The sequence below is a fragment of the Nocardia sp. NPDC051321 genome (genome assembly GCF_044455225.1).
Classification (GTDB): Bacteria; Actinomycetota; Actinomycetes; order Mycobacteriales; family Mycobacteriaceae; genus Nocardia.
Map to the genome: position 1 here is coordinate 421,185 of NZ_JBITEM010000008.1, position 26,649 is coordinate 447,833.

A 26,649-nucleotide genomic window follows, 5' to 3' on the forward strand; every position below is an offset into this window, starting at 1 on the left:
GACGCGCACCCCCGCCTATCGGCCCGACCGCAATGCTCGGTGCCCGCGAGTATGGCCGCCCGTGCCCGCACCAACGCCGACCCACCTGCGCAAACAGATTCAACTAGCGGGCGATTACCGTCGCAACGGGTGGCGGTCCGCGCCGGACAGTGAGTGCCGGGCCGGAGAAAATCCCGCGTCGATCCGGCCTGACAGCTACCGTTGCGAACGGGTATCCGTGGGGGAGGCTTTTTCACTCCCGCTGGCGGCGCGACAGTCGAGTTCCTTTGCCGCACCGTATGTTTCGAATACCAGGGACAAGGTCGCGCGGCGTGCCCGGACCGCGTCGCACATCGAGCCAAGCGCTGTCACACGATCGAGGTCGGACGCGACCTCCGAGGAACGAACCTGATCGCTCCGTAGTACCGCACGGCGGGCGCAGGAGGGCTGGGTTTCCAGGCGCAGTACGGCTCGGACCCAATACGTCCGCACCGTCGTCGTTCAACCGATGACGCGTCGCAGTTGAACGGCGTGCGCGTTGCCCGAGGATGGCGCCGTCATCTGGCGGGTACTACCATCGTCGATGTTCGAACGCGGTATCCGGGGAGTGCGTATCGAGCGTCCGGTGCGGTGAATTGCGTTGCATGTCTGCGGGTTACAGGTTCGTGGACCTCGGCGACCGATCGCGCTCGGCTCCGTATCGACGAGGGGAACTGCCGGTGGCCCGAATGCTCGCCTTGGGCGATAGCGTCACGAAGGGCGTGGGAGACGAACTGCCGGACGGCACCTGTCTCTCGCGATGCGCTCGGCGACGCGCACTGTCGGATTGACCTGCTGGGGCAGGACCATGATTCCGTGCCCGAGCCGGATCCTGTTGGTGCGCTGGCTGGCCGCGCCGAGCAGGACCTCGGGCGCCGAGCAGTGACTGTATTCCTCCAGAAAGTGATGTTCGACCATCCAGGCGTAGTCGTAACCGATCTGATCGGCGAGCTCGATCTGCGCCAGCGTCTCGTGCACGGCCCGCAGCTCCGAGTCCTGCGCCCACGGCCGCGGAATCTGCAGCTCGTAGAACTTACTCGCTATTTATAAAACTGTAATTACATCGCCCACGTTGTATCGTGGAAATATCTGAAAGCGGAAGCCTGCAATCGGAAGCGTCTGACGGTAGGATGACGGTGACGCCGGATGATGAATCGTCGATGCTCCAGTGGACGTCATCGCCGGTTGTCGAGGTTTTCTTCTAGGGGGTCTAGCTGACGCGTTAAACCGCCGGCCGGGCGGGGCCGGTTTCTCGACGAATGCGTCGATCGGCACTGCCTTTGTCGGCACTGTTATCTCTGATTGTTTTAGCGTGTTCGCAATACGGGCGCAAGCTGTCTGCGATTGTGATTAAAGGGAGGATATTCCATGAAGCAGGTTGCCGGGGCTTGGCCGGAGTCACCAGGAAACGTAGCGTATTCGCTCCGATCGGTGCCAGAAGTCGATTATCGGTCCGCCCAGGACTATTCACTGTCCGACTCTCAGTCGGTACCGATCTCGGAATTGCAGATCACCGATTCGCCCCGGTTCGTCGGCGTCGATACCGATCACATTCGCGTGCTCGCCGAGGTGGAGGAGTCATTACCGCCGATCATCGTTCATCGGTCCACCATGCGCGTGCTGGACGGTGTGCACCGACTTCGCGCGGCGCAACTGCTGGACCGGACGGAAATCGTCGCTTGTTTCTTCGACGGCGACGACGCGGACGCGTTCGTGCTGTCGGTCGAACGAAATATCAGCCATGGTCAGCCGCTGTCCCGGCCGGAACGTGGAGTTGAACGTCCAGGCGCAGATCGGCTTCGACTGAAGCGCGGTGGATTGCGGTTGGGGGTGTGCGCGTCGGTGCCGAATCGGGTGGTCGCGTCGTAGGACAATGAGGCCGCCACCGAATCTTCCCAAAGTCGAGCTACCGACGTCTCATCCGATGGTGGAGGGACGGGCTATCAGGCCCCTACGCAGACCGCCATTCCGTCATTGAGGTCAAGGCCGGAGACATCTAACCCAGGGTTCAATTTCTGCAGCTGGTCGAATGTAAGGTGGTACTTTGCATCCAAAGTGACGACGTCGTCGCCCGGTTTCGCTATGACTACCTTCGTGCAGCCCTCGACAGGTTCAGCATTGGCTGATGTGTAGTTCGTGACGGTTAGCAGGATGGCCCCTACCGTGACACCAGCCAACACGGTAATACGATAACCGATCCGAGGCAGAATGCGCGTTCGCCCTGCTGAAGGGAAGCCCGAATATGCGGCTGGGCGAACGTAGGGCGATTCGGCGATCCGCTTGCTGTTCATGATAAACGTTCCTTCCTTCCGGTGGGTCGATAGGCCCACTCGGCGGGCGAATGTGGGCCAGCTCCGCTTTTCCGGCGTTGGCTCGATACTGATCTTGTCGCCAACGGTGTGGGCTGCGTTACCTTTATCGCGTAACAGAATAGTCGCGGTGCCAGGTCAGTGTGCCGTCGAAATCGAAGATGTACGCGGCATATCTGCCACCGACGCTGCGCATTACCGGGGCTGATCCTGCGAACGGCCGGCACCCACCGACGAGCAGCGCGCTATGAAGGCGGCGTAGTCGAGCAGATGTTGTCGAGCCTGCGGGTGGGGTGCGGCGCGGTCCAGGCAGTCGTGTGCCGCAGCCAGCTCCTCATCGATCCGCAGATCGCACCAGACACGAGCGCCGCATATCTCCAGTAGGCCCATCAGGTAACGCAGCTCATCGCGGTCGGGAACGTGCTTGCTCTGGTAGTAGCGGGCGAGTTCGTCGCGTTCGGGTCGAGTCGAGGACAGCGCGGCCACCACAGGGAGGGAGCCCTTTCGTTTGAGCAGGTCTGCGCCGAGGAGCTCCGCCGAGTCAGTGGGATCACCCCAGATATCGGCCAGGTCGTCACGCAGTTGCATGATCATCCCCAAGTGGTGGCCGTACTGGCCCATCGCCGCGACCTGTTCCGGGCCCGATTGTGTGTGCAGCGCACCGAAACACGCACCGCAGCGTAGGTAGCTGCACGTTTTGGCGACTGTCATGTCCAGGGCAGCGTTCAGGGCGTTCGGGGTAGGGGCCTGCGCGGTGACGTCCATGATCTGCCCATTGGCGATATGCCGGGTGGCGGTGGCCAGCATCCGTGCCGCGGGTGCGGTAATGGCGCTGGGCACCTCGGTGAGTAGTTCGAAGGCCGCACCCACCAAAGCGTCCCCGGTGAGGATCGCCTCCGGTATGCCGTACCGGACCCACAAGGTGGGACGTCCCCGCCGCAGGCGATCGGCGTCGACGATGTCGTCATGGATCAGGACTTGTCCGGCCAGCATGTACCACGCTGCGGTCGCGTCGCCTGCGCGGTCCCAGCCACCACCGTCGATGGTCGCCGACAGCAGCGGCAACAGCAGGGTCCGCCCCAGGCCGCGAACGAGGTGAGATTGCCCTTTTCATCACGCCAGCCGAAGTGATAGAGCGCTAGTCCGCGCACCGGCTCGTCCAGCCCTTCCAGATGACGCTTTATCTTGGGCAGCACCAGATTTCGCGCTTGATCGAGCAGATCGACGAGATCGTCGGCCGGGGATACATCAAGAGAATCAGTGGTCATTGCTAGGACCTTCGATGGCAGTGCGGTGGGTGGGGTGCCTGCCGAATCCGACCACCAGATGCCGCCCACCTGTTTGCGGATGACTGCTGCGCCATCGAATTCATCTGCTTACGGCCGGATTCCGCCGCGGCACCGGCCACGGCGACGTAGCGGCGGACGTATTACGCGGCGTGCCAATGCATGCCGCGTCCATCAATCGTCCCACGCGAACAGCCACCAAATCGGCAATTCTGGGATCTGCCGGAATTGGACCGTGTCATCGGCGGATTGTCGTTGCAGGGTGGTTCCATTGGGCAGCGAATGCTGGCCGGTTGATCATATGGGGGCTGCGCCGTTACCGGTTTCGGTGTGTCTTCGCGCATGGTGGGCTGTGGGCGGTGGGCTGAATTCATTGTGGTGACTGCGTTGTAGGAGTGTGCACATCGTCCTCCGGCACCTGCACGATCAGCAGATCACACCGGAAGCTGTGGCCGTGCTTGCGGTGGCGGCATTGGCGAGTATCCCAGTTCAGTACTGCTTGCTGGGAATTCGCGGTGTGAGTGGCATGAATGTAGTTCGACGTCTGATCGTTACATTCGATTGGCCGGTTCCTGGAGTGGCGTTATCGAACCGTTTCGGGTATTACCCTTATTTATCTGGGCAGATGTCTGCCATGTCGCTGGACGGATCGTTATTCTTAGCTAGCAGTGAGGATTTCGTCCCTGCCGTGCATCGGGGGCGGTGATGCGTCAGCTATTGGTCAGCAAGAGCGACGCTCTGGTAGCTCGGTTGTTCGTGCCGTGTGAACGCTGGGGGTGGGAATTCAGCGTTCCCGCTCCGCTGTCGGCAAGCCCGTTGCTCGGCGCTGAGCCGAGATGGTCCGAGCCCCAGGTTCCTGCGGATCTGCACCGTTGGGAGGGCAGATCGCGAAGGTCGTTGACGACGTTCGGGATCGGGACGGTGGCTTCGGTGTTGGCTGCTGTGTGGGCTGCCGCGTGGGGGATGCCCGGGTGGATCGCGATCGCCCCGGCGGGAATGATCGCGACGGCTGGCTGGTGTGGATGGCTGCTGGTGCGGTCGGCTGCCGAACGCAACCGATTCACGGCATGGCGGGACGCTCAGTTCTCGAAATACGAACGGGCGCATCAGGTATGGACGCTGCAGGTCGGTGAACATGATCGCCGCGAACGGTCACGGGTGGCGGCGACGGCATTGTGGCGACCGCTCGTGGTGAGCACGCGGTTCGCGCGCGTGGACGTGTTCGGTGGAACGATGACAGGCTGGTCTGCGCTGCTGCGCACCTGGGGATCATCCCTGTTGGCCGAGGCGCGCGGAATGCTGGTGCTCGATTTCACCGAGGATCGGATTGCCGCAGGCCTGGTAGCGATGGCGTCGATCGCGGGACACCCGGCGCGGACGGTGGAATTTCCCGACGCGCCCACCGGTGTGAGTCTCCTGCAAGGCTTGGCCGCACCGGAAGTGGGTGAGGTTATCGCCGAATCGTTGTGGGCGTTGCGGCGCGGCGAGCCCGGCGCCGAGCAACTGCGGGGATTGGACGCGGAGTTGATCGAATCCGTCGCCGCGTGCCTGAGCCCGCGGATTACGTTCTCGCGACTGGCCGCCGGTCTGCGGTTGCTGCGCAGGATCTATGACGCCGAATGCGAGTCGGTGCTGTCGGCGGCTGAGATCCGCCGGATCAACTCGCTGCTGGATTCGATCGGTGCGGCGGGTCCAGCGCACGAGGAATTGCGGTTCCTGACTGCGACACTGGGGATGTTCGCAGAGGATGAACCTGCGGCCGACCGATCGCCGGTGGCGTGGCCCCAAACGGGATTGACCGTGTTCAGCACTGTCTCACCCCATCCTCGCCGCAAACGGCTGATCGACCAACTGTTGTTTCATCGAGTGCTGCACGCGGTGCGCTGCGGTCGTCCCAGCGCCGATGCGGGCAGTGTGCTCGTCGTCGCCGGTGTCGATGATCTCGGATTGCCGGCCGTGGAGGCACTCACCCGGCAGGCCCGCCGCGCCGGCGTCCGATTGGTGGTGCTGGTCGAACATCTGCGTGGCGAACTCACCCAGTTGCTCGGGGGCTCCGACAGCGCCTCGATTCTGATGCGGATGGGCAACGCCGCCGAAGCGGCGCAGGTCGCCGAATTCGTCGGGCGCGGATTCAGTTTCGTGCTGTCGCAGTACACAGAACAGTTCGGGCAGAGTACTGGTGAATCGACCTCGGACACCCACGGTGATTCGGTGACCTCGACCACCGGCGCGAACGTGGCCGGCACATCGGTGACGAGCACCGACTCGGTCGCACAGGCCACGTCGTGGTCGCGGACCATCAGTTGGTCGCAATCGGACTCGACCAGCACCGCGCGGACCGTGGCGCGTGCCTACGAATACACCATGGAACCGACGACCTTCCAGTCCTTGCCTGCGACCGCGTTCGTGCTTGTCGATACCTCGGGCCGGGACCGCAGGGTCGTTGCCGGAGACTGCAACCCCGACATCGCCCTGTCGGATCAGGTCGCGGACGGCGGGCTCACCGGCGGAATCCCGCGCCGGTGAACACGTTGGCGGGGTTCAGCTTTCACCGGGTGCTGACGACACCGGCATCGGTGCACGAGCGCGGCGACAGCGCCGACAGCCGGGTACAACTTTTCGCCGCACTGGCTGCGGCGCACGCGGAGCTCCTCGGCCGAACGGATGCCGCGTTCGCGGTGGCGTGGGAACGAACGACACGTCATTCCGATATCCGAGTGCTCATCGGTGGCAGGCCCAGCTCGCCTGTCGCCGAACCAGGAGAGGGTGTTGTGCCGGTGATGTATCCGCCGGGCGGCACCGGTCATCGGCTGGATACGGAGGCGGTGGTAGCGCGCTGGCGGCAGCAGCCGGTGTGGTTGCGATGTCCGGGGCGCTCGGATGCGCTGTGGTCACGCAACGGCTCCAGCACCGCGGCGGTGCCTCGGCGCGGCTGCTTCGAAGACTATGTCGCGCATCTGCCCGGCGTATTCGTATGGCTGGTGATCGCCGAACCACTACCGGCCTCGGCAATCGAAGCCGAACTCGCGCAGCTGGAGGTGCGGTTGCCGCAGATGCGGGCGCGGGAGAACTCCGAACCCGACCGCGTCGCGTTGCTGCGCGGGGAATCGCGCTTCCGTGAGCTGACGCGTTCGATTTCGGCAGGCATGTGGTCGGTGCACGTTCTCGTCGGCGGCGTCGATGATCGTAGCGTCCGCCGCGCCGCCGGGTTACTGTGCAGTGCTTCGGATCTGGATGACCTCCCGTACGTGCTCACCCCGGACACGACGACCGGCGCCCTGGACCAGACCTGGCCAACCCGGACCGGTACCGCCGGGTTCACCTCGCCCTTTACCGCCAGCGCTGAGTTGCTGGCCGGGCTGGCGCGACCGCCGCGGCGCGAGCTGCCCGGTATCAGGGCTGTGGAGCCGGCTTTATTCGATCTGACTCCCGAACACGACGGCGAGATCGCCCTCGGTGCAATCCTCGACGATGCCGACCAACCAGTCGGACAGCTCGATATCAGCCTCGACACGCTCAATCGCCACACCTTCATCGCGGGCGCGACCGGATCAGGCAAGTCGCAGACCGTCCGGCATCTGCTGACGGGGCTGTCCAGCGCCGAAATCCCGTGGCTGGTCATCGAACCGGCCAAAGCAGAGTACGCCGCGATGAGCGGGCGCATCGGTGCGCCGGTCGCGGTGATCCGTCCTGGCGATCCGGATGCGATCCCGATGGGACTGAACCCGCTCGAACCCGAGCGCGGGTTTCCCGTGCAGACACATCTGGATCTGGTGCGGGCACTGTTCTCGGCGGCGTTCGACGCGGCAGAACCGTTCCCGCAGGTACTCTCGCATGCGCTGACCCGCTGTTATACCGAATTGGGCTGGGACACCGTGCTCAGTGCGCCCAGCCGCGACGGCCCCGAACCCAGGTTTCCCCGGCTGTCGGACCTGCAGGCGATGGCGCTGACGGTGGTCGACGGAATCGGCTATGGCCGCGAAATCACTGACAACGTCCGAGGATTCATCGATGTCCGGATCGGTGCCCTACGCCTGGGAACGCCGGGGCGATTCTTCGAGGGCGGCTATCGGCTCGACATCACCGACTTGTTGCGACACAACGTCGTGCTCGAGATCGAAGACATCGGAAACGATGCGGATAAGGCCTTCTTCATCGGTGTCATCCTGATCCGCGTTTTCGAGAACCTGCGAGTACACCGCAGCCTCAGCGGGAACCGGCTGCGCCACGTGATGGTGGTCGAGGAAGCCCACAGGCTGCTGCGCCGCGCCGAGCCGGGCACCCCGGCCGCGCACGCGGTGGAACTCTTCGCGTCGTTGCTGGCCGAGATCCGCGCCTACGGGGAAGGGATCATTGTCGCCGAACAGATCCCGGCCAAGATCGCTGCTGATGTGGTGAAGAACAGCGCTCTGAAGATCGTGCACCGGCTCCCCGCTGCCGAGGACCGCGAGATCGTCGGCGCCACCATGAATCTGGACCCTCCACAATCACGACACTTGGTGACGTTGCCCCCCGGACGCGCGGCGGTCTTCACCGATGGCATGGACCGGCCATTGCGCATCGAAGTGCCGCTCGGTCACGACAGCAACCTCGGTGAACATCCGCAACTATGGGCGGCGTTGCCGGGCCGGTTGACGCTGCGGGATCTGCATAGGGCCCGCCGCATACGCGAGCAACCCGACGTCGCCTTATGGATCGAATTGATGGTGCTGGCGCACCTGGTCGGCCGCCCTGCACCGCGCCCGCGGGAGGAATGGCTGCACACCCTCACCACCAACCATCCACCGATCCTGCTGACCGAAGCCGTCACCGGGGCGTTGGAAGAGGCGATCGATGCCCGCTACGCAGGACTCGCGCACTACTTTCCGCCAGAAGAACTCATCGCACATCTGCAATCGACCGCGACGGCCGCACTGAACGGTGCACCCACCTGTGACGGCACCGAAAACCATTGGCAGGCAGGCTCATTCCGGTGGGCTGATGTCGAACGCGCACTCCACGCACCCGACCTACGCGCCGATATGCCCCATCCCATGACACCGGAGTGGGCACGGCGGGGCCTGGTCCTCGACGGTGCCACCCTGAAGGCGCAACTAGACATACTGCACGCTCATCCGGACTCGTGGGCGGATCGCCGCATCGTCACCGGTCCCGCGCGAACACCTCGGCTGGCCGAGTTGGTGGCCACACTGAGCCACGCCACCAGCCCTGATGCCTGCCTGCACGCGGCGACGCGCCACCTGGACCCATCGTGTCGATGGGCACTGACACTGCTCGAGAGTCCCGATCGCCCGAATCCGCAGGGCGAACCATGAGCATCGACGGCTCTGTGCACTTCGACCCCGATGATCCTGGCGATCGACCGGGGACGGCCTCGACCGAGTTCCCGACCCCGCACCCCCCGGTTTCCGCACCCACCACCGACGCCGAGCGGATGGCTCGAATCGAAGCCACAGACCAACCCGCACCCATCGAAGGATCCGAACCGGCAAGCGAAATACCCGACGTCGCACGGATGACCGCCGGCGAACCGAGCACCCACGCCGGTGCCGACGGCATCGACACGCGCAGTGTCCCAGGCGATTCCGGTGATCAGAGGGTCCCTGAGCCCGCCGGCCCGGGCCGGCCGAGCGAGGACCGGAGCCTCCCGACAGCGTCGGACTCCACATCCGCGGCCGGCGAGAATGCCGTGCCCCCCGAGGAACTCCCAACCCTCGACGGTGCGGCACCCACCGACTTGGCGCAGCGTCGGCTCGACGCTACGGCCGCGGTATGCGCCGACCACGGGCTCGAGGACCCCGAAGCGATCGAAGCGGTCGCGCTGGCCCACCAATTAGTTTGCGACAACCACGCCCCGTTCATCGTCGACCGCACGCTCGACATGCTCGACCACATCAAAGCCGACGTCGAGGCCCATCCTGGCACTGTCGTGGTCTTCCTCGGGCGTGACGGCGACGCCATCGGGTTGGCGGCGCGCGAACTCGATCCCGAGTTCTACGAACAACACTGCACCCACGTGACGCTATCGCGATGCCTGGCAGAATCCGCCGTCCAAGACCTGGAGAAGAATGCGAACAAGACCTTCCCCGAACTGAAGGAGGAAGAGTTCCGGAACGCCCGATCCGAGGTAAACCCCGAGCACGTCGACGGTGCCCGAGCACGGCTGACCGAGTATCTCGAATTGCGCGGAGTACCGGTCGGCGAGCCCGGCGCCAGGATCATCCTGGTCGACACCAGCTTCAAAGGCACCGTGCAGAACCTGCTCACCGCGACCTACCCCGGAGCTGACTTCCACGGCAAGTATCTGTTCTACGACCAATCCTCGACAGATCCCAACGCCGGACAGAAGACCGCCTTTGCCCTGCATCGTGATCCCGAAGGCACGATCACCGATCCACGCGCCGAAGCAAACCAACCCGGTGGAACCGGGGCGAACCCGCTGGAAATCTTCGTCGAAAAGGACCCGGTATTGGCCATCGAACAAATACTGCGCGGATCGCTGTCCAAAGCGGTACACGTCGAGAACGGCGTTCCTGACCAGCACCCGGAATCTCCGCCGCTCGAGGAGATCAACCCGCTAGAAGTCGCGGAGAAGTACCTCGACGAGCCGGTGCGCCTGGCGGTCATGGACATCAACCAGTTGGCGGTGGCCGACTTCGCCGCCACCGTCGCGGTAGCACGCCGGGAGGGCGGACCATGGCGAGCCGACTTGGATGCCAAGGCCAAGGAATTCGTGAACAAATTAGGAGCATGGTCGCGACGTGAACCCCTCACCGAACCAGCCTTGGCCGAATTCCTCGGATCCTTCGTCCGCCGCGAAGACAAACGCTTGGTTGCGCAACTGCACAGCTTGATCGAGGACCGCGGCCTCGATAGCACAGCAGTGTGGCGGGACTACCAACAATGCGGCACCCTCGCCGCCCAGAGCGCCTTTGTCGAGGAAAAACGCAACGACACCACCGCGTCAGGAGGAGAAGCCAGCTATGGGTGATACAGACAGCATCGAACCGAACGAACCCCTCGAATCGCAATGGGGGTCGCTGATCGGGTTCGCCGAACGCTACCGCAACCTGGGTTACGGGACCCTGGCGGACAAGCTTCGCACCGGGGGGCCGCCCCCGCCGCCGGTGCTGGGCACACCCCTCATCCACGACACCGACATCGGCGGTGACCCCGACGACGCCATCGCCTTGACCTGTGCCGCACGCAACCTACCCGAACTCGCGCTCGTGCTTACCACCGACGAACACCGCGGGGGAGACCGAGCACGACTGGCCCGCCATCTGCTCGACCTGAACGGGCGCCCCGACGTGCCCGTCGTTGCTGGCGCCGAGCTCGGCAACAGTCGCTACTGGGTCGCCGACGGTCTCACCCCGGCACACGTCCCCGCCCAGCACACCGACGTTCTCGCCGCGGTCCACGCAGTCTGTTCCCGCGTCGAGACACCGGTGCGCTGGCTCGGAACAGGACCGATGACCAACCTGTCCCACGTCTTGCGCCACTCGCCCGAACTCGCGTCGCGACTGGCGATCACCCAGATGGGTGGCGCCATCGACCACCCCGACCCGGCCCGTGTCGAACACAACTTCCGACTCGACCCCGACGCCGCGCGCCATGTCGTCGCGACTGCCCAGCGGCTACTGCTGGTGACCGCGGAGGTGACATTCCGTGCGGAAACCGCCGTCACCGCGGACTCTGAGCTCGTTCAATATCTCACGGCACCACACGCACCGGCGTGGGCCGCGCTACTCGGAACCCACCTCGAGCGCTGGTTCACCGACATGCACCCCGCCAGCATGCAACACGACCCACTTGCACTCAGCGCCGCCCTGCAACTGCCTTTCGTCGACTTCACCCGCGCCACCATCACCGTAGATTCCGACGCCCGGATCCGCCCCGACACCGACGGCCACCCGACGTGGCTGACCACCCGAGCCGACTACCCAGCGTTCTGGGCGTGGTTGACCAAACAACTCCACTACTGAGCTACCCACTACCGCGGCATCTCCACCGACACTCGAGCCCATATCGATGGCGCGCGATGGCCGTCGCCACACCTGTCCACGGACCGACCGCACCGAGTCGCGCTGCCGCTGGACAGAGCTTACGACGCTCCGATGCCGAAGGGAGAGCGGATGTTTCGGCCATCTTTCGCGCACGCCATTCTGATACCCACCCGCGCGGCATCATGATCAGGTGCCAACACCACATACCGACAAACCGCTGAAGGACGCTCTTCCCGACTTCTGCCGCACCAACGGCCGGCGACTAACCGCTGACAACCTCGCAGCACACGGCACAGAGGTGCTGGAGGCCCTTACCGGTGCGCCGGCTCCGGCAACAAAGAGTGCTCGTCTACCGCTCGCGTACTGGACGGTCGAAAACCTCGACGAGCTGATCCAGCAACTGGAAGACCGCCAGGATCGATGGATCGCCCGGGTCGCCCTCGCCGCACTATCGGACCAGTACGGCGACTACGTCGGTGAGCGCGTCCGCGTCGGCGTAGCACGCCAATGGTTTACGAGGGACCAATACTGGTCTAACCGTCGACGCGTCATCGACCAGATCGCCGCGGACCTTGCGCTGGCATACCGGGAACACAATTGGTCTTCGCCGTACACGCCAGCCGAGCAGCCAGTGCCGGTAGACACAACCGGCCATATAACAGTTCCCCGTATCTTCGTCGCCGCCTACCACCAGGATTCGAGGTACGAACACCTCGGTCATGTGCTCGGTGTGGCTATGGCGAAACGCTATACCGGTGGTGTCCATCTTGTGTCGATGGCATCGAGGACCGCCCTCACGATCGGGTACGCCATGGCCGGCCAATCGCGGATGATGAACACTTACACACCAGCGCTCTACAGCATCTACCGGCGCACCGAATCCCCGCGACCTGCCCCGATATGGCGCAACCTCGGCCAAACCTTCTGCCTCGATGGCAGTCGTAATCACATACGCCGACAGATCATCGGCGACTGCGATATCGCCATCGTGCTCGCCGGCGACAACGGCACAACATACGAAGCACAGCTCGCTTACCACCTCGGTAAGCCCGTGCTGCCGATCGCCGCGACCGGCGGAAGCGCGCGGAAGTGCTACGACCCGAACGCATTCAGCGGACTCGCCGGTCCGGCAACGATCGCCGCATACCGAGACTTAGCGAAGTTCGATACGGAGACTCTGGTACCGGCAGCAATCAGCGTCCTCGACCACTTACTCGACAATCTGATCGCGTCCGGGCCTCGCCGGCGATAACTGCTCAACTCCAACTCGATTCGAGAAAGCGACATCTATGGCCACGACGTCTTATCCACCTATTTCGCACTCTGCTCCGATAGACAAACAACCGAAATCGGAGCGGGTCGTGCGGCTGATACTGATTCGGCACGGCGAAAGCTTCAGCAACATCGATGATCTGTTGGCTGGTGAGCAATCCTGCGCAGGTTTGACCGAGCACGGGCACCGGCAAGCTCGCGCCACCGCCCGCTACCTCGGCACCGAGAAACATCGCCTCGGCACCGTCACGGTGTATTCCACACCGGTTCGAAGGGCCAGAGAAACCGCCGAACCTATCGCCCGCGAACTCGATGTGCCGGTTCGATCGGAGTTTCCCTACCACCAGCTCGGCGCCGCAGAGGGACGCCCACGACGCGAGAGCGTTCCCGGGCGCGCACTACCGCTGAGACTGTCGCCGGACTATCCGCTCGGTCCGGGCGCCGATTCCTGGGCGGAGGCCGCCAACCGGGTCGGCCGCGCGCTCGACGCCTTGACGCACCACACCGAAGTCGACACGATCGTGCTGGCCTGCCACCGAGAAACCGTGCTCGCCGCCGCGCAACATGTGCAACGCATTACCCCGACCCTGCATTACGCCACCGCCGAGGTCGACTACACCGGAATAACCGAATGGGAACACCGGCCGCGAACCTGCAACCCTCGACATTGGCGATGGGTACTCATCCGCCACAACGACACACGGCATCTCACCGACGGATCCGATCTCAGTGGAGTGGTGAACTAGCGTGAACTTCGTTGGATACGGGCTCTGGTCCTCGGAAGCGGCACAGCGGGATCGGCACCTGTAATCGGAGCCCTGGTACGACCCTGGTTCTGCGGGTGAGCCAACCATCTGGGTGGCAAGGGTCAGCACGACGCTTGCCACCCACATGGGGACCGACATTCGCCCGACCGTGACGGAGCGGGGGAGCACCCACGGACCTCAGCGGCCTACCCACAGCCGAACGATTGACCTGTCAAGATTTGCGCCTACGTCGGTGTGATCGCCCGGACGACGACCCGCTCCAGCCGCCGCTCCAGCGCAGGACTCGACACAGCGATCGCCTCACGAACCGCCGAATCGCGGGCAACCTCCACCAGGAACGCGCATTACCAGCGGATCATCGACGGAGCCGGGAGGCAGCGGTCCCGGCGACGACGCCGACAGCAAGGTCAGTCGCGCCATCCCGAAATCGGCTGCACGGAACTGCGATTCGAGCGACGCAGTCAAATCCCACCTCCACCGATGACTCGTCAGTCAATCACATCGCCTCGCGGCACAGTCCTCGAAAGATCCTGGCACGATGCCACCGATGACTTTCTATCCGGTTCGTTACCCGCTTCGGGCTCACGCGGTGCACGCCGAGCGCACACTATGATTGGTGAACGCACGTCAGCGCTTGGATTTCCGCTCTGCGCGAATCTCGAGTGTCGGGGACATTGCGGACTGGCCTGCGGTCGACATCCGCCGGCTCCGCCGTCGCGATCGCATGTGGTGCGGCGTGCCGGTCGTGAAGGTGATTCGGTCGATCGTGACGCCAGGCGTCGAGGAGGTCCGGGCCTGGCTCGCCGAGTGGGCTGCCGCCTACCCGTACGACGCCAGGGTGCGGCTGCTATGTGTCGAGAACGGCCACACTGGCCGCCCGGCCCCAGGCTGGGAAGCCGCGTTTCTGCGTGCGCTGGTCGCCGGGTCCGACGAATGCTGCCCGGCAGACGACTCGCTGGATCCGGTCGGGCTCGACCTGGGCGGGCTGCCGTTCCGGCTCACCCTGGGCCGTGACTGGGCACAGTTCTGTTACTCGCACGCGCTTGGTGACGGCACCGCCACATGGTCTTTCCTCGGAAAGCTTTTGGCGCTGGACGATCGACAACGTACCCGATCTGGTCCGGTGACCGGCCCGCCACTGACCCGCGGACTGCTGAGGGCGTTCAGCCCGCCCGGATCACGACTTCCGCACGCGATCGCGGTCCAGCGAGAACTGATGCACCTGCGAGCCCCGGGCACCCAGCACGCGGTCGAAGGCGCCGCCCGCCCGTACTCCTTCTCGGTGGCGACAGCCGTCAGTTCCGATTCGTTTACCCAGCGGGTCCGCATGTTTCGTGCGGCGCGGGGTTCGGCGGCGTCGGTGATGTCGATCATGACGATGCGGGCGCTGCTTCTGTGCCGCCATCACGGGCTCACGGTCGACGACATGGTCGCGTTCATGGTCGACCTGCGGCGGTATCTGGTGGCCGACGCGTCGGTCGACGGCAACTTCAGCTGGTCGAAGTCGGTTCCGATCCTGGACTCGGACACACCGACCCAGCTGAGCGCCCGAATCGGCAGCATCCTCGACAGCGGGCTGCCGCTGCTGATCTTCGGTGCTGCCTTGCGACACTTCGCAATTCCGCGTTCCGGCCGGCCACCGGCGGGGCGTCACGGAGATCGCACTGTCGGCTTGCTGATCTCGTACGCGACCAGGTGGGTATCCGCGCCACCGCCCTCCGGCTCGACACCACCGCAGATTACGGTGTCGATCGCACCGCCTGGCCCGAACTTTGTTGGCTTCAACGTCGTCGAAGCCTATGGGCGCATCCACGTGTCGGTGAACTGGTGCACGGCGACCCTTGATCGGGCGGTTGCCGAGCGGATCGCTACGGAATTCGTCGCCGACCTGGGCACCGGCACGATCGACGAGTCGCTCTGGGAGCGCTGACGCAGTCGATACGCCGCCAGGGCGGCATTGCGATCGACAGCCAGCGCGTGCGCCAATTCAGTTGCAGGCGGGAGATCCTGGCACAGCGAATGACGGTGCAGTGCTACATAGGCAGTTTGACCTTCGAGGCGAAGAAGAACGGAGAGTCCGCCCTGGCAGCGCCTTTCCCATCACGACTAACGCGATCGGGCCGAAGCCTGCGGTGAACTTCGGGTCTTCGCGACGGTGGCGGGCAGGATTGCGATGGCAGATAACTGTAGTCCTCGTCACCGGTCACCCACCCGCATGGCACCCCGGCATCCATGGCGCGGGCCAGCATCCGGGTGGCCAACTGGGGTTGAGTGGCGACTACTTAAACCACAAGCCAGGTATCGAATTCGTACTATCGATACCAGCAGGGGGCAGCGGCGGAGTGTGGCGGGGGAGCGTCAGCGACGATGAAAGATACCGACCTGTATGTGACGCCGTCGCTATCTTGCGCAACGATTTCGGAGTCTGGCTTTGGTGCGCGGTATCGGGATGGTGGTGCTCGGAATGGTCACCGGCATTCTGCGGCGCTTCTTGCCATTGCTGGCGGTCGCCCATTCATTACTGTCGCTCATCGGACATTCGGGAGGATCAGGAAGGTCCGGAGATCGGCGGCGAAGCGGCCCAACGCCGCGTCCGGAGTGTCCAGCGGCCGCTCTTGTCGAGGCACAGCCCCGCCCTGCGTCAACCGTCGCCGCCCCGACCGGACATTGTCGTTGTGATCGAACAGACGACGGAGGAAATGGTTCGGCGATCCCACCGGGGGTTCGCCAACACGCACGCTGAGGTTCATATCCTCGGCCCGGTTCGAGTGATGAACGGTGGTCGTATTGTCGGCGTCGATCGACCGCTGGAGCAGGCGGCGCTGATCCGACTGGCACTGGCGCGCGGAGTCCCGGTCCCGGACGGACGACTGGTAGCTGATCTGTGGGGCGCAGCGGACCTGCCGCGCCCGATCCAGCGTCTGCGGGTACTGATTTCGCGCCTGCGGACGGCGCTGGGTGAACACGGCGCGGCGGTGACGCGGTCGCCTTCGGGCTACCAGACCACCGTGGCCGTTGCCGATCTGATCGCCGCCGAAGCGGCCGCGGCCCAGCTGCACGCGGCACAGCGCGCTGGCCGATATGCCGCGGTGCGTTCGGCCGCCGAGGCGGCCCTGCGGTGCTGGCGCGGCCCCACTCTGGTCGATGTGACGGCCGCGCCATTCGCCCACGCGGAATCGGCCCGGCTCGATCAATGGCGGCTGGATTTGACGGTGGCCAGGCTGGACGCGGCGCTACACCTCGGTTCGGGCGCCGAAATCGCCACGGAGCTGGCCGCACTGGTACACGAGCATCCGCAGCACGAACCCCTCGCACGGTTGTCCGCGCTCACGCTGTATCGGACCGGCAGCCAGGCCGCCGCCCTTGATCGGCTGCACCGATTACGCCGGGAGCTCGCGGACGAGCTCGGAGTCGATCCCACGGAAACGGCCGAGCTGGAGCTGCGAATCCTGCGCCACGATCCGACACTGCAACCGCCGCGTGCGGCGCAGCCCGTCGAGATCGCCGTAACGGCCGCGGATGCGACGTGTCCGATGCCTACGGATGCTTTCATAGGCAGGCGCAGGGAGCTGGCGGCAGTGGTAGACAGTCTGCGCCGACCCGCTGTGGTGACGCTTCTCGGCGGCCCGGGTAGTGGCAAGACCCGGCTGGCGTTAGAAGCCGCGCGCAGAGTTGCCGCGTCCGGCCGTCGCGCGGTCTTCGTCGAGCTAGCGTCTGTGCAACGCAGAGACACGATCGACCAAGCGATCGCGGTCGCCGTCGGCGCGGCGCCGGAAGGCCGCCCCGAGGCAGTCTGCGCGGCGTTGGCCGGCGCGGTGCTGGTGCTCGACAATGTGGAGCACATAATCTACGAGGTCGGCGTGATCATCGAGACCCTTGCGGCCCGGGTGCGTGGGCTGACCGTCCTGATCACCTCGCAGCGCGCGCTCGAATCGCCGATGGAGATCCTGATCCGGATCGGCGCACTGGACCACGCAGTTGGGCTCGAGTTGTTCGCCGAACGAGCGATGTGCCCGATCATGCCTGCCGAGCTTTCCGACGTGACCGCCGTGTGCGCGGCGGTCGACTGGCTCCCACTCGGCATCGAACTGGCCGCCGGTATGACCCGCACATTCACCATTTCCCAACTCGCCCAACGGATCGACGGGCGTATCCGGCTGCTCATGGGCAGTCGCCGAACCGTCGGCTCCAGCAGGCACAGCAGCCTGCGAGCGGCCCTGGACTGGAGTCACGAACTACTCGATCCATCGGAACAGGCGGTACTGCGGCGGATTTCGGTGTTCGCGGGCGCCTTCGGGCTCGAAGCCGCCGAGTCGATCGTCCCGGGTGGAATTCTCGAAAAAGCCGATGTCGCAATGGTGTTGGCGGTTCTGGTGGATCGTGGTCTCGCCACGGTGCTGGTCGATGGAGCAGAGCGCCGTTTCCTGCTCTTGGAGACGGTGCGCGACTACGCGTCGGCCAAGTTGGCGGCCGCGGGGGAAGCTTCGATCGTCCGGCAACGACACGTCGAATGGTGCCTGGATCTGGTGCGTGCCGCGGGCGACGAGCCCGACTCCGCGGCTTCGGTCGCCGCGGTATTCACCGAGTGGTCCAACGTGCTCGACGCACTCGAGCATGCGGCGGGTTCGCCATGGGCCCGCAGCGGTCTGCACACGCAAACACGTTGCGCAGCTACGCCTTCCACCTCGTGATGCTCGGTCGATTCGACGAATCAGCGCGCTTGCCGGCCACTGCGGACGAAGCCGCCGACAGCCTCGGCGACGACGCACTCTCCCTCGACATCCGCTATCGCCGAGGCATTCTCGACATCGAGCGCGGTCGGCTCGGGGCGGCGGTGGCCATGCTCGAAGCAGCGAATTGCGCGCGTGCCGGGTCGGCGGCCGGACCCGAACCGCATCCTTCGCGAACGACCCCGGTGCCGTGAACGGCGCCAACCCTCCAGACATCAATGCTGGCGCAGGCCAAGCGAATCCGGCAATCCAGCCACCCCGGAGGCCACAACCGAAGCGCCCCAAGGCACCGCGCCGGACCCTTCCGCGCACCTTGCACCCAACCGGCTGGTGCAGCACCAAGCGATACAACACCCGCGGGTGCCCGACCACCGGAGAGCACGCCCAGCGGTCCTGGCACGACAACTGCACCAGCGAGTGTGGTAACCAGCCCCGGATCACCAAGCACCCCCGCACCACCCGGGACGCCTGGATTGACCGGACCCGGACGAGGGCCGACTGGCCTCGGCGTTCCGGGGCCACGTCCGAACCCGCGGCCGGGCGGCCGGGCACGATCGCCACCCCGTCAGGTTGGCCGACACATCACCTAGGCTGCGGGCGCAGTCAACAGCTCAACATCACAAAGCCCTACTGGAGTCTTGGCCGGATATCGCATAACTCCGTCTGGGGAGTATCTGGGGAGTCTCGAAGCTTCCGGACAGCGAACTCATTAGTTTACGTTTGTAAAGTCGTGTAGAAAATATTGGTGAGAGTCGGAAAAAGGCTTCTCCGAGGTACGAGGATGACGCGGGTCGGATGGTGATCGAGACCGGCAGTGGGCAATTACCTGAACCGGCAGCAAGCACCATGGAGACCATCCATCGAGCGACTATTCGGCAAATGTGATGCCACTCACTTAGTGTTTACAGTGAGCCATGTATAAAAAGTTAGCCGCTGTAGGCGCTGCTGTATTCGCGTTCGCTCTACCGATGTCGGGTTCACAAGCTTTCGGGGCACCGGCACCGGAATTGAACACTCCCTCTCCGCCGGACAAGATTGTCATCGACGTGGTGACCGTCAACGGATCTGGTTGCCCGAATGGAACTGCGGCCGTAGCGGTCGCGGAGGACAACACGGCCTTCACGGTGACCTACAGCCGATACACCGCACAAGTGGGTGTGGGGGCTGGCCCGATCGATTTCCGGAAGAATTGTCAGCTCGACCTGAGAGTGCATATCCCGCAGGGCTTTACCTACGGGATAGCGTCGGCGGATTACCGTGGATTCGCGCATTTGGAAGAAGGAGCGAACGCACTGGAAAGGGCCAGGTACTATTTCCAGGGCGACTCGCCGACCGCGTACGTCGACCACACGTTCAATGGTCATATGAATGATGATTGGCAAACGACGGACTCGACCCCGGTCGGGGCGATCTCTTTCCTGCCCTGTGGCGAATCTCGCGACTTCGATATCAATACCCAGTTGCGTGTGAAAGCTGGCACATCGGACCCGAACACGACCACCAGCTTCATCACGATGGATTCCACGGACGCAAGTATTGTCACCGTCTATCACTTCGCGTGGAAGCGATGCCCGACCAAGCCGTGATGGTGATCTCCGCCTAGTATCGACGGGCTCCGCCGCAGTAGCCGGGCCTGAAGCCTCGGCGATTGCGGAAGAGGGCCAAGAACAACAGTGGGAACACGAAGAACGGAACGAAGTGCGTCGTCACGACCACTGTGGCGAACATCAGCGCGGCAACCACGGCGACCGGGAGCAGCCTCCACGGGCGCCCTGCGGGAGGGGTTGCCGTGACTGGCGGAGCAGGCGGCGGTAGCGGCCGGGGTAGATCGGTGAACAGCACTGCCAGTTCTGCGGTGCCGACACGCAGGATTGGCGGCCCGAACACCGTGGGATCGGAATCGGTCATGTCAACCGCCTCACCAGGGAACGAATCATGCTGTCCCCCAGAGTTTTACGTCTGCGGAGGCGCCTTCGTCCGGGGCGCGATGGGGGTGGCCCTGGCCACTCCCATGCAAATCAGCCAGAGGGAGCAGCGGTACTGGGCCCCATCGACCCTGACAACCGGCTAGGGGACTCTGAAGTTCGAGACCCCGGTCGCGCAGCTGTCAGCAGGGCGGAAGACATGGCAGTTCAACGATCGCGGGGAAGCGCCGGGCGGATCACCCGGCAGGTTATCTACTTGGGAGTACAACGTGGATTGGCAACTCCAAATCAACCCCGGGGTAAGTGCTTCTCACAGCAGCTGGCAATTTGATACTTCGCAGAAGCGCGCATCCCTTCGGGTGCGCGCTTCTCGGTAGAAGAGGATGTACTGCGCAGCAGAAGGTCTCGGATGCTGGCCGCGCGCACCGGCATGAGCGAGCGCGTGCGTGTGACATTGGTTTTCGAACCGAACGGTTTCGCCGCCGCTAGCCGCAGTGACCCGGTAACTACCGGCTGGATGAGGGCGCCAGCTCGGCTCACACTTGTGGTATGAAATTCACAAAATCTATTTGGCGCAAAATGGCCGTCGGCAGCCGAGGGGGACTACGCTGTCGGCCACGACGTCCCGCCGGTGGCGGGCCCCGACGGTTCGGTGGAGTTCGCGCTGCAAGGCGACGGCCTCGGACCGGCTGTGCCGCAATATAATTGGCTGCCCATCCCGGTGTCAGGCGCCCTAGCGCTCACGATGCGCCTGTATGCGCCGAAGGCCGAGGCCATAGACGGACGCTGAAGGTGCGGCCCTGACGCCGGTCAAGTGACCCCGTTGGAAGCAGTCTTCTATTGGTGGGACATGTCGCCGCGCAGCCAGGTCGAGCACGACTTCTACCTTGACTTCCTGTCCATCGAGGACGTCTACTGATAGGCGATATGCCGCATCCGGATGGGTAGGTCTGGACGGCTGGTAACGGGGTTACATGATCGAATAAGAATGGGGGAGGTATGGATATTTCGAATACGCGGTTCGGTGTAGAACTGTACGAGCTGGAGAAAGTGGCAAGGGGGGATTTTCCGAAGATTTCAGGGGACTATAGTAATGCGATCGATGACTGTGACCACGTCCATAGTGACGTGGCGCAGGCTATGCAGCGTCCGGAGAATTTCGGTGGGGGGCCGTGCGGTCCGGTGTATCAGCACTATCTCGACCTGCACGAGGCGGTGGTGGGTTTCCTGAAAGAAACCAAGACAAATCTGGACGACACGGCGACAGCACTGGACAAGGCGGCGCGGTATTTCGCGGGGACCGATCGAGCGGCGGCCGCCGAGATGAACCGCCGCGTGCACGGCGATCCGGAGATGGACGGTAAGCAATGAGTTTCGACCAGCTCATGCAACATGCGCATGACATTGTGGAGAAGGCCGCCGCCTTGGAGGCGAAGGAGGCCCACGAGCATGGCTCCGGTAAAGCGAGTGGGGAATTCCCTGCTCTGCAGCAACCGAGCTTAGACTTCGTCGTGCCGATGTTCGAGCCGTTCTCCAGTATGCCTGATCCGGCGCACTACGACCCGCTGATCGCTGATCTGAGCGCAGCCATGGGACGACTAAACTCCGGGTCTGCCCCTCGGACCAAGCTCACCGACGATGTGATCTGGTCGAATCCGGACCTGGACAAGATGACGACCGACGGTGGTTATCTGAGTGGCTGGACGGGCGACTCGGCGATGGCGTTCAAGGCCAATTTCATCGACACCTTCAAGACGTTGTGAATTGTCAGAAAAACAGTTCTGTGCGAGCATCGCCGACGCAGCTGGGAATTTGATCCAGGATTTCCGAACCAAGGTCGAAGAGCTCAAGAAGCGGTATTACGGCTGACCCGATTCGAGTTACCGGTCGCTTGCTCGGGGCTGGACCACGTGCCCACCACAAATCGAACCTGCGGGTTGCGATCAGCGCTTGTCAGCATCACTCGTCCGGCAGCCGATGCTCTCGTGCTGCCAGGAGATCAGGACCGGGCCGCGGGCGCCGGGCAGTGCCGCGACCAGTTCGGCCTCCTGCATGCGGCGACGCTAGCAGAGCCTTGGTTCACCACACCCGGCGATTACAGGCGCGCTCAGGGGAGCGGGATGCTCAGGCAAGCGACCCTGGCGCCGGCCATGCCGGCGTTGCCGTCGGTGGTGTCGGTCTTCTTCTCGTGCACGACGATCGAAGCGGGTTCGCTCTTGCGGAAGGTCCACTCGACGGTGGATACCTGTGTGGCGTTGCCATGCTCATCGGTGGTGAAGTCGAGCCAGAGCTCGTTGTGCGGGTTGGCGTATTTCGCGTCCATGGACATCTTGCCGTTGGCGTTCGGGTCTTCCACATTCTGATAGTGGAAGCCGGAGTCAGCTGGTTTCGCGCCACAGGACTTCAGGTGTGCGTGTGAGCCGTATACGCGGTTGGGGAGCAGGCCGGTGACGGTCAGGGTGGCCGTGGTCGTCTCGTCGTCACTGTCGATGACGACCTTGGCATGGCTGCCAGCGGGGGCGAGCGTCTGATCGTAGGTCACGGCGACGGCGCCTTCCTGCCAAGGCGCGAAGGTTCCTTCGGACACGATGGGTCCGCAGGCACTCGCGGGTATCGGAGGAATCAGCAGGGCGGTGGCAATGGCGCCGAGGAAGAATGGCTTGTAATTCATGCGACCAGGCTCCGCCGAGGTAACAGACCACGTCAATGCGCCCATGTGGGGAATCTCCGCTCAGGACCGGGACCACAACTTCCCCACTCGAGCCGGGCTGGACGCGGAAGTGGTGACGCGCGAGGCTATTGACGACGATCGCGGATCGCCGCAGACGCGAGGAGTGTCATGCTACGGATTCCCCAACTCGCCCAAGTAGTTTCCGTCCTCGCCGGGGCCGTAGCCCTGGCCACATCGGCCGCCCTGAACCCGGTCGCCGCCGGTGCGGACGCCACGACCGTCCCGAGGTTCGATCACATCGTTCTGGTGATGTTCGAGAACACGGGGTACGACGCCATCATCGGCAGCACGAACGCCCCCTACTTCAACAAGCTCGCCGACAACGGCGCGTTGTTCACCGACGCGCACGCCCTGACCCATCCCAGCCAGCCGAACTACATCGCACTGTTCTCCGGCGACACCCAGGGCGTCACCAGTGACAGCTGCCCGCACAACTTCAAGGGCGTCGACAACCTCGGCCACCAGCTCAGCAAGGCCGGGTTGCGGTTCATCGGCTACTCCGAGGACATGCCGAAGGCCGGCTACACCGGGTGCAGCGGCAGCGGCGGCAGCTATCGGCGCAAACACAACGGCTGGGTGAACTTCGACAATGTCGCGGCCACGTCGAATGTGCCGTACTCGGCGTTCCCCTCGGACTACGCCCAGTTGCCCACCGTCTCGTTCGTATCGCCGAACATGTGCAACGACATCCATGACTGCCCGGTGGCCACCGGCGACAGGTGGTTGAACCAGAACCTGTCCGGCTACGCGGAGTGGGCCAAGGCCAACAACAGCCTGCTGGTCGTCACCTTCGACGAGGACGAAGGCACCGGCGTCAACCGCATCCCGACAATCTTCTACGGCGCGGGCGTGAATCCCGGTCGATACAACGAGCGAATCGATCACTACTCGGTCTTGCGCACCGTCGAGAACGCTTACGGCTTACCGCCGCTGGCGAACGCGGCCAACGCAACCCCCATCACCGACGTATGGAGGACCGTCGTAGGCGCGCCACGATAAACGATTTCCGACGAGGCCGGTCCCACGCGCCCGGACTGGTGAATGTCGTTCCCGGTTTCGGTACCTCGACGCAGCTGGTATGTCGCGAATCCGCTTCGGCTATCGCATAATTGAGCCGGAGGATGATATGGGTTTCAACAGCTCGGGTCGGGCCCTGCGCCGGAGGCGCCACCCGCGGCGATCCTCACCCGCGACGCGTCCGTCGCCGTCGCCATGACTGACTTCTTCAATCTGCTCCGTTACGAGACCAGGCGAGAGGCTCGTGATGTCGGCTGCCTTGCTTGCGGCCGTTACCGGCGTCGTCGGTCTGCTAATCGGTCGCTATTGGGACTCCCGGTCCGAGGTGAAGCGGTGGCAGCGTGACCAGAAGGTACTCAGCTACCGATGTCTGGCCGACAGCTTCGATACCGTGCTCGGCGAGATTCGGAAGCCCTTGTGACGGAGTCGAGTTCGGATGTCTACCAGTCGATCTGGGTCGAGCGAAGGTCCGTATGGTCTCAATGGCTCAGCGCGGTCGCCGGCGTCTGGCTGCACGGATCAGTTTCGGTCGTAGAGGCCACAACGGTCGTCGACAAAGCTCGCCTGCCCCCGTGACGGTTCGCAGCAGCCAACGCTGCCGCGGCCACAGGCGATCCGAACCAGCTGCTGGCTGCCAACCGTCGGCAAGCCGGTCATGTCCTCCAGTACAGGAGCGGCGAATCGTTAGGGTGCGCGCGATAATCGGACAAATAGGAGGGGACTTCGATGAGATTCATTGGCGCGCGCAATATGCGGCTGCTGGTGGTGCTCGGTTGCGGCGCACTGGTTGCCGCGTGCACCGCCATACCGGGGGGCACACGTGCGGAACCGGACCTCGACAAGTACTACAGCCAGCGGGTCGAGTGGGGGTCGTGCGCCGGGTTCGCGGGCACCGAAGATACCGGTAACGAGGTGCAGTGCGGGCGGGTGCAGGTGCCGATCGACTACGACAAGCCCGAGGGCAATACCGCGCAGATCGCCGTTTCACGGATGGCCGCGCGTGGGAAGCGGATCGGGGCGGTGGTCGTAATCCCAGGCGGTCCGGGCCAGCCTGGGCTCGGCGTGCCCGCGGTCTTCGGGAAATCGGGGCTCGGTGCGAAATTCGATGTCGTCAGTTTCGATCCGCGCGGGCTCGGCGCATCCACCCCGCTGGTGCGCTGCGTCTCGCAGGAACGGCTCGAGGCGATTCAGCTGCGGGCGATGACGGATATGTCGCCGACCGGAATCGAGCGGTCCGAGCAGGACAATCGCGACTATGTCGCCGAATGCGTCGCGAAGACGGGTACCGAACTGCTCGGACATCTCGGCACCCGCGAGGCAGTCCGGGATCTCGATATCATCAGGGCCGCGCTCGGTGCGAACCAGCTCAATGCGCTGGGCGTCTCTTACGGTTCGCGAGTGGGCTCGAGCTATGCCGAGCGCTTCCCCGACAAGGTGCGCGCCCTGGTGCTCGACGCCTCACTCGATCCGGCGGCCCGGATGTCCGACCCAGTTAAAACCAATGCCTCGCTGCAATCGGCGTTCCAGACATATGCCGACAGCTGTGTCCAGGAGAGCGCCTGTCCGCTGGGAACCGACAGCGCTGCGGCGACCGACCGGCTACGTAGGCTGATCAACCCGCTCCTGGATCGGCCCGCGGCGACCCGTGACTCGCGGGGACTGAACTATCTCAACGGATTATCCGCAGTGGTCTACTCGCTCTACATCCCCCAGCTGTGGCCGCAAGTCACCACGGGGCTGCGCGAGCTTGCCGGCGGCAACGGCGATACCCTGCTCGAACTCTCGGACCAGTTCCGCGGCGTGGTCGAACGCTCGGCAGGGCAGGCAACTCTATGCCTCGACGAACCGCGTACGACGGATCGAGCAAAGGCCGCCGAAGAGATCAAGCTCGGCATCGACGCGGCGCCGTTCGCCGACACCGGCCGCTTCCAAGGTCAAGCGCCACTGGATGTTTGCGCGTTCTGGCCGGAGCAACCGACCAGCCAGCCGCATCAGGTATCCGGGATCGAAGCTCTGCCAAAGGTTCTCGTCGTCGCCACCACTGGCGATCCGGTAGCGCCCTACCAGGGCGGAGTGAATCTGGCTCGCGCACTGAACGCTTCGCTCATCACAAACGATGGTCCCGGGCACAGTGGATTCCTGCGCGGAATCCACTGCGTGGACAAGCTTGTCCTCGCCTACTTCGAGCAGCTGACCGCACCGGGCGATATCACCTGCCGCAAGGGCTCATAGTGATCGTCACGAATCGCACCGCGTTGTCATCACATCTACCGATCTGTTGCGCGAGCGGCCGCCGAGGCCTGGCCCGCGTCCTGCACTAGGAGTGTCCATTTGCGGGGTTCAGATGGGCGGCCTCGCACCGCGATTGGAGAGGTGTCACCCAGGCGTCAGCTCGGTGGCGATGGGCTCGACATCGACTCTGGCCATCGGTCGAGATTGGCAAGGTGGGCAAAACCGATCATCATCGAAACCCCTGGTGGTGGCGATAGCGGTAGCGACATCGCGGCCGAGGTCGGAAATAGTCATCGACAACACCGGAGTCAGCTGCCGAGACCGGTCTCAGGTCAGGAAACACCCTGCCCGGGTCA

The 26,649-nt window shown here is 64.2% G+C and carries 21 protein-coding genes and 1 pseudogene; 17 read left to right on the plus strand and 5 right to left on the minus strand.

The genetic code is table 11. The features are described from left to right. Positions 1-729: 729 nt before the first annotated feature. Complete coding sequence (locus ACIA8C_RS21575; RefSeq protein ID WP_397137445.1) at positions 730-1,062, minus strand: LLM class flavin-dependent oxidoreductase; 333 nt, start codon at positions 1,060-1,062, stop codon at positions 730-732. A 387-nt stretch (positions 1,063-1,449) separates the two neighbouring features. Here ACIA8C_RS21575 and ACIA8C_RS21580 point away from each other — a divergent pair, with 387 nt between their 5' ends. Next, a complete protein-coding gene (locus ACIA8C_RS21580) occupies positions 1,450-1,887 on the plus strand; it encodes a ParB/RepB/Spo0J family partition protein (protein WP_397137293.1) in 438 nt (145 codons plus the stop codon). Positions 1,888-1,961: 74 nt separating this feature from the next. Here ACIA8C_RS21580 and ACIA8C_RS21585 read toward each other — a convergent pair whose 3' ends face one another. Further along, complete coding sequence (locus tag ACIA8C_RS21585) at positions 1,962-2,309, minus strand: hypothetical protein (protein ID WP_397137295.1); 348 nt, start codon at positions 2,307-2,309, stop codon at positions 1,962-1,964. Between the two features lie 213 nt (positions 2,310-2,522). Further along, positions 2,523-3,392 (minus strand): polyprenyl synthetase family protein, encoded by an 870-nt coding sequence (locus tag ACIA8C_RS21590; protein WP_397137297.1) that lies wholly within the window; start codon positions 3,390-3,392, stop codon positions 2,523-2,525. Positions 3,393-4,543: 1,151 nt separating this feature from the next. On the opposite strand from ACIA8C_RS21590, the gene ACIA8C_RS21595 reads away from it, so the two are divergent. The 10 genes from ACIA8C_RS21595 (at position 4,544) to ACIA8C_RS21640 (ending at position 19,974) form a co-directional block, all read left to right on the plus strand. Further along, positions 4,544-6,139 (plus strand): hypothetical protein, encoded by a 1,596-nt coding sequence (locus tag ACIA8C_RS21595; RefSeq protein ID WP_397137299.1) that lies wholly within the window; start codon positions 4,544-4,546, stop codon positions 6,137-6,139. Next, positions 6,136-8,928, plus strand: a complete 2,793-nt coding sequence (locus ACIA8C_RS21600; protein WP_397137301.1) for an ATP-binding protein — start codon at positions 6,136-6,138, stop codon at positions 8,926-8,928. The genes ACIA8C_RS21595 and ACIA8C_RS21600 overlap by 4 nt, the downstream gene beginning before the upstream one ends. A 374-nt stretch (positions 8,929-9,302) precedes the next feature. Beyond that, entirely contained in the window at positions 9,303-10,604 is a 1,302-nt protein-coding gene (locus ACIA8C_RS21605) for a hypothetical protein (protein ID WP_397137303.1), read from the plus strand. After that, positions 10,597-11,598, plus strand: a complete 1,002-nt coding sequence (locus ACIA8C_RS21610; RefSeq protein ID WP_397137305.1) for a nucleoside hydrolase — start codon at positions 10,597-10,599, stop codon at positions 11,596-11,598. The genes ACIA8C_RS21605 and ACIA8C_RS21610 overlap by 8 nt, the downstream gene beginning before the upstream one ends. Positions 11,599-11,809: 211 nt before the next feature. Then, on the plus strand, positions 11,810-12,871 hold the full coding sequence (locus ACIA8C_RS21615; RefSeq protein WP_397137307.1) for a hypothetical protein: 1,062 nt from the start codon (positions 11,810-11,812) through the stop codon (positions 12,869-12,871). A gap of 109 nt (positions 12,872-12,980) precedes the next feature. Further along, the gene (locus ACIA8C_RS21620) at positions 12,981-13,637 is read left to right on the plus strand and encodes a histidine phosphatase family protein (RefSeq protein WP_397137309.1); all 657 of its coding nucleotides are present in this window, start codon (positions 12,981-12,983) and stop codon (positions 13,635-13,637) included. A gap of 757 nt (positions 13,638-14,394) precedes the next feature. Next, positions 14,395-15,588 (plus strand): hypothetical protein, encoded by a 1,194-nt coding sequence (locus ACIA8C_RS21625; protein ID WP_397137312.1) that lies wholly within the window; start codon positions 14,395-14,397, stop codon positions 15,586-15,588. An 841-nt stretch (positions 15,589-16,429) separates the two neighbouring features. Beyond that, positions 16,430-18,349 carry an AfsR/SARP family transcriptional regulator gene (locus ACIA8C_RS21630; RefSeq protein ID WP_397137314.1) on the plus strand — a complete coding sequence of 640 codons (1,920 nt, stop codon included), beginning with the start codon at positions 16,430-16,432 and terminating at the stop codon, positions 18,347-18,349. Positions 18,350-18,378: 29 nt separating this feature from the next. Then, entirely contained in the window at positions 18,379-18,582 is a 204-nt protein-coding gene (locus tag ACIA8C_RS21635) for a hypothetical protein (protein WP_397137316.1), read from the plus strand. Positions 18,583-19,356: 774 nt separating this feature from the next. After that, positions 19,357-19,974, plus strand: coding sequence for a DUF4360 domain-containing protein (locus ACIA8C_RS21640; RefSeq protein WP_397137318.1), 618 nt, complete (start codon positions 19,357-19,359; stop codon positions 19,972-19,974). 13 nt (positions 19,975-19,987) lie between these two features. Here ACIA8C_RS21640 and ACIA8C_RS21645 read toward each other — a convergent pair whose 3' ends face one another. Next, positions 19,988-20,296, minus strand: a complete 309-nt coding sequence (locus ACIA8C_RS21645; RefSeq protein WP_397137320.1) for a hypothetical protein — start codon at positions 20,294-20,296, stop codon at positions 19,988-19,990. A 630-nt stretch (positions 20,297-20,926) separates the two neighbouring features. Here ACIA8C_RS21645 and ACIA8C_RS21650 point away from each other — a divergent pair. The 3 genes and pseudogenes from ACIA8C_RS21650 to ACIA8C_RS21660 form a co-directional block, all read left to right on the plus strand. Beyond that, positions 20,927-21,103: pseudogene (locus ACIA8C_RS21650) on the plus strand (DUF1214 domain-containing protein); the annotation flags it as partial. A 209-nt stretch (positions 21,104-21,312) separates the two neighbouring features. Then, positions 21,313-21,684 (plus strand): hypothetical protein, encoded by a 372-nt coding sequence (locus ACIA8C_RS21655; protein WP_397137322.1) that lies wholly within the window; start codon positions 21,313-21,315, stop codon positions 21,682-21,684. Continuing rightward, complete coding sequence (locus ACIA8C_RS21660; protein WP_397137324.1) at positions 21,681-22,076, plus strand: hypothetical protein; 396 nt, start codon at positions 21,681-21,683, stop codon at positions 22,074-22,076. The genes ACIA8C_RS21655 and ACIA8C_RS21660 overlap by 4 nt, the downstream gene beginning before the upstream one ends. Positions 22,077-22,420: 344 nt before the next feature. Here ACIA8C_RS21660 and ACIA8C_RS21665 read toward each other — a convergent pair whose 3' ends face one another. Further along, positions 22,421-22,984 (minus strand): superoxide dismutase family protein, encoded by a 564-nt coding sequence (locus ACIA8C_RS21665; protein WP_397137326.1) that lies wholly within the window; start codon positions 22,982-22,984, stop codon positions 22,421-22,423. A 168-nt stretch (positions 22,985-23,152) separates the two neighbouring features. Here ACIA8C_RS21665 and ACIA8C_RS21670 point away from each other — a divergent pair, with 168 nt between their 5' ends. The 3 genes from ACIA8C_RS21670 (at position 23,153) to ACIA8C_RS21680 (ending at position 26,293) form a co-directional block, all read left to right on the plus strand. Continuing rightward, complete coding sequence (locus ACIA8C_RS21670) at positions 23,153-24,043, plus strand: alkaline phosphatase family protein (protein WP_397137328.1); 891 nt, start codon at positions 23,153-23,155, stop codon at positions 24,041-24,043. 265 nt (positions 24,044-24,308) lie between these two features. Next, positions 24,309-24,482: a hypothetical protein gene (locus ACIA8C_RS21675; RefSeq protein WP_397137330.1), complete on the plus strand. Its 174-nt coding sequence runs from the start codon at positions 24,309-24,311 to the stop codon at positions 24,480-24,482. A 305-nt stretch (positions 24,483-24,787) separates the two neighbouring features. Beyond that, positions 24,788-26,293, plus strand: coding sequence for an alpha/beta hydrolase (locus ACIA8C_RS21680; RefSeq protein WP_397137332.1), 1,506 nt, complete (start codon positions 24,788-24,790; stop codon positions 26,291-26,293). Positions 26,294-26,649 lie beyond the last annotated feature (356 nt).

Excerpts from the sequence above, each read along its gene's own strand:
- ACIA8C_RS21585 (WP_397137295.1), bottom strand. The coding sequence starts at position 2,309 with ATGAACAGCAAGCGGATCGCCGAATCGCCCTACGTTCGCCCAGCCGCA.
- ACIA8C_RS21645 (WP_397137320.1), bottom strand. The coding sequence starts at position 20,296 with ATGACCGATTCCGATCCCACGGTGTTCGGGCCGCCAATCCTGCGTGTC.
- ACIA8C_RS21660 (WP_397137324.1), top strand. The coding sequence starts at position 21,681 with ATGAGTTTCGACCAGCTCATGCAACATGCGCATGACATTGTGGAGAAG.
- ACIA8C_RS21665 (WP_397137326.1), bottom strand. The coding sequence starts at position 22,984 with ATGAATTACAAGCCATTCTTCCTCGGCGCCATTGCCACCGCCCTGCTG.
- ACIA8C_RS21670 (WP_397137328.1), top strand. The coding sequence starts at position 23,153 with ATGCTACGGATTCCCCAACTCGCCCAAGTAGTTTCCGTCCTCGCCGGG.
- ACIA8C_RS21610 (WP_397137305.1), top strand. The coding sequence starts at position 10,597 with ATGGGTGATACAGACAGCATCGAACCGAACGAACCCCTCGAATCGCAA.
- ACIA8C_RS21640 (WP_397137318.1), top strand. The coding sequence starts at position 19,357 with ATGTCGGGTTCACAAGCTTTCGGGGCACCGGCACCGGAATTGAACACT.
- ACIA8C_RS21630 (WP_397137314.1), top strand. The coding sequence starts at position 16,430 with ATGAACGGTGGTCGTATTGTCGGCGTCGATCGACCGCTGGAGCAGGCG.
- ACIA8C_RS21655 (WP_397137322.1), top strand. The coding sequence starts at position 21,313 with ATGGATATTTCGAATACGCGGTTCGGTGTAGAACTGTACGAGCTGGAG.
- ACIA8C_RS21675 (WP_397137330.1), top strand. The coding sequence starts at position 24,309 with ATGTCGGCTGCCTTGCTTGCGGCCGTTACCGGCGTCGTCGGTCTGCTA.
- ACIA8C_RS21680 (WP_397137332.1), top strand. The coding sequence starts at position 24,788 with ATGAGATTCATTGGCGCGCGCAATATGCGGCTGCTGGTGGTGCTCGGT.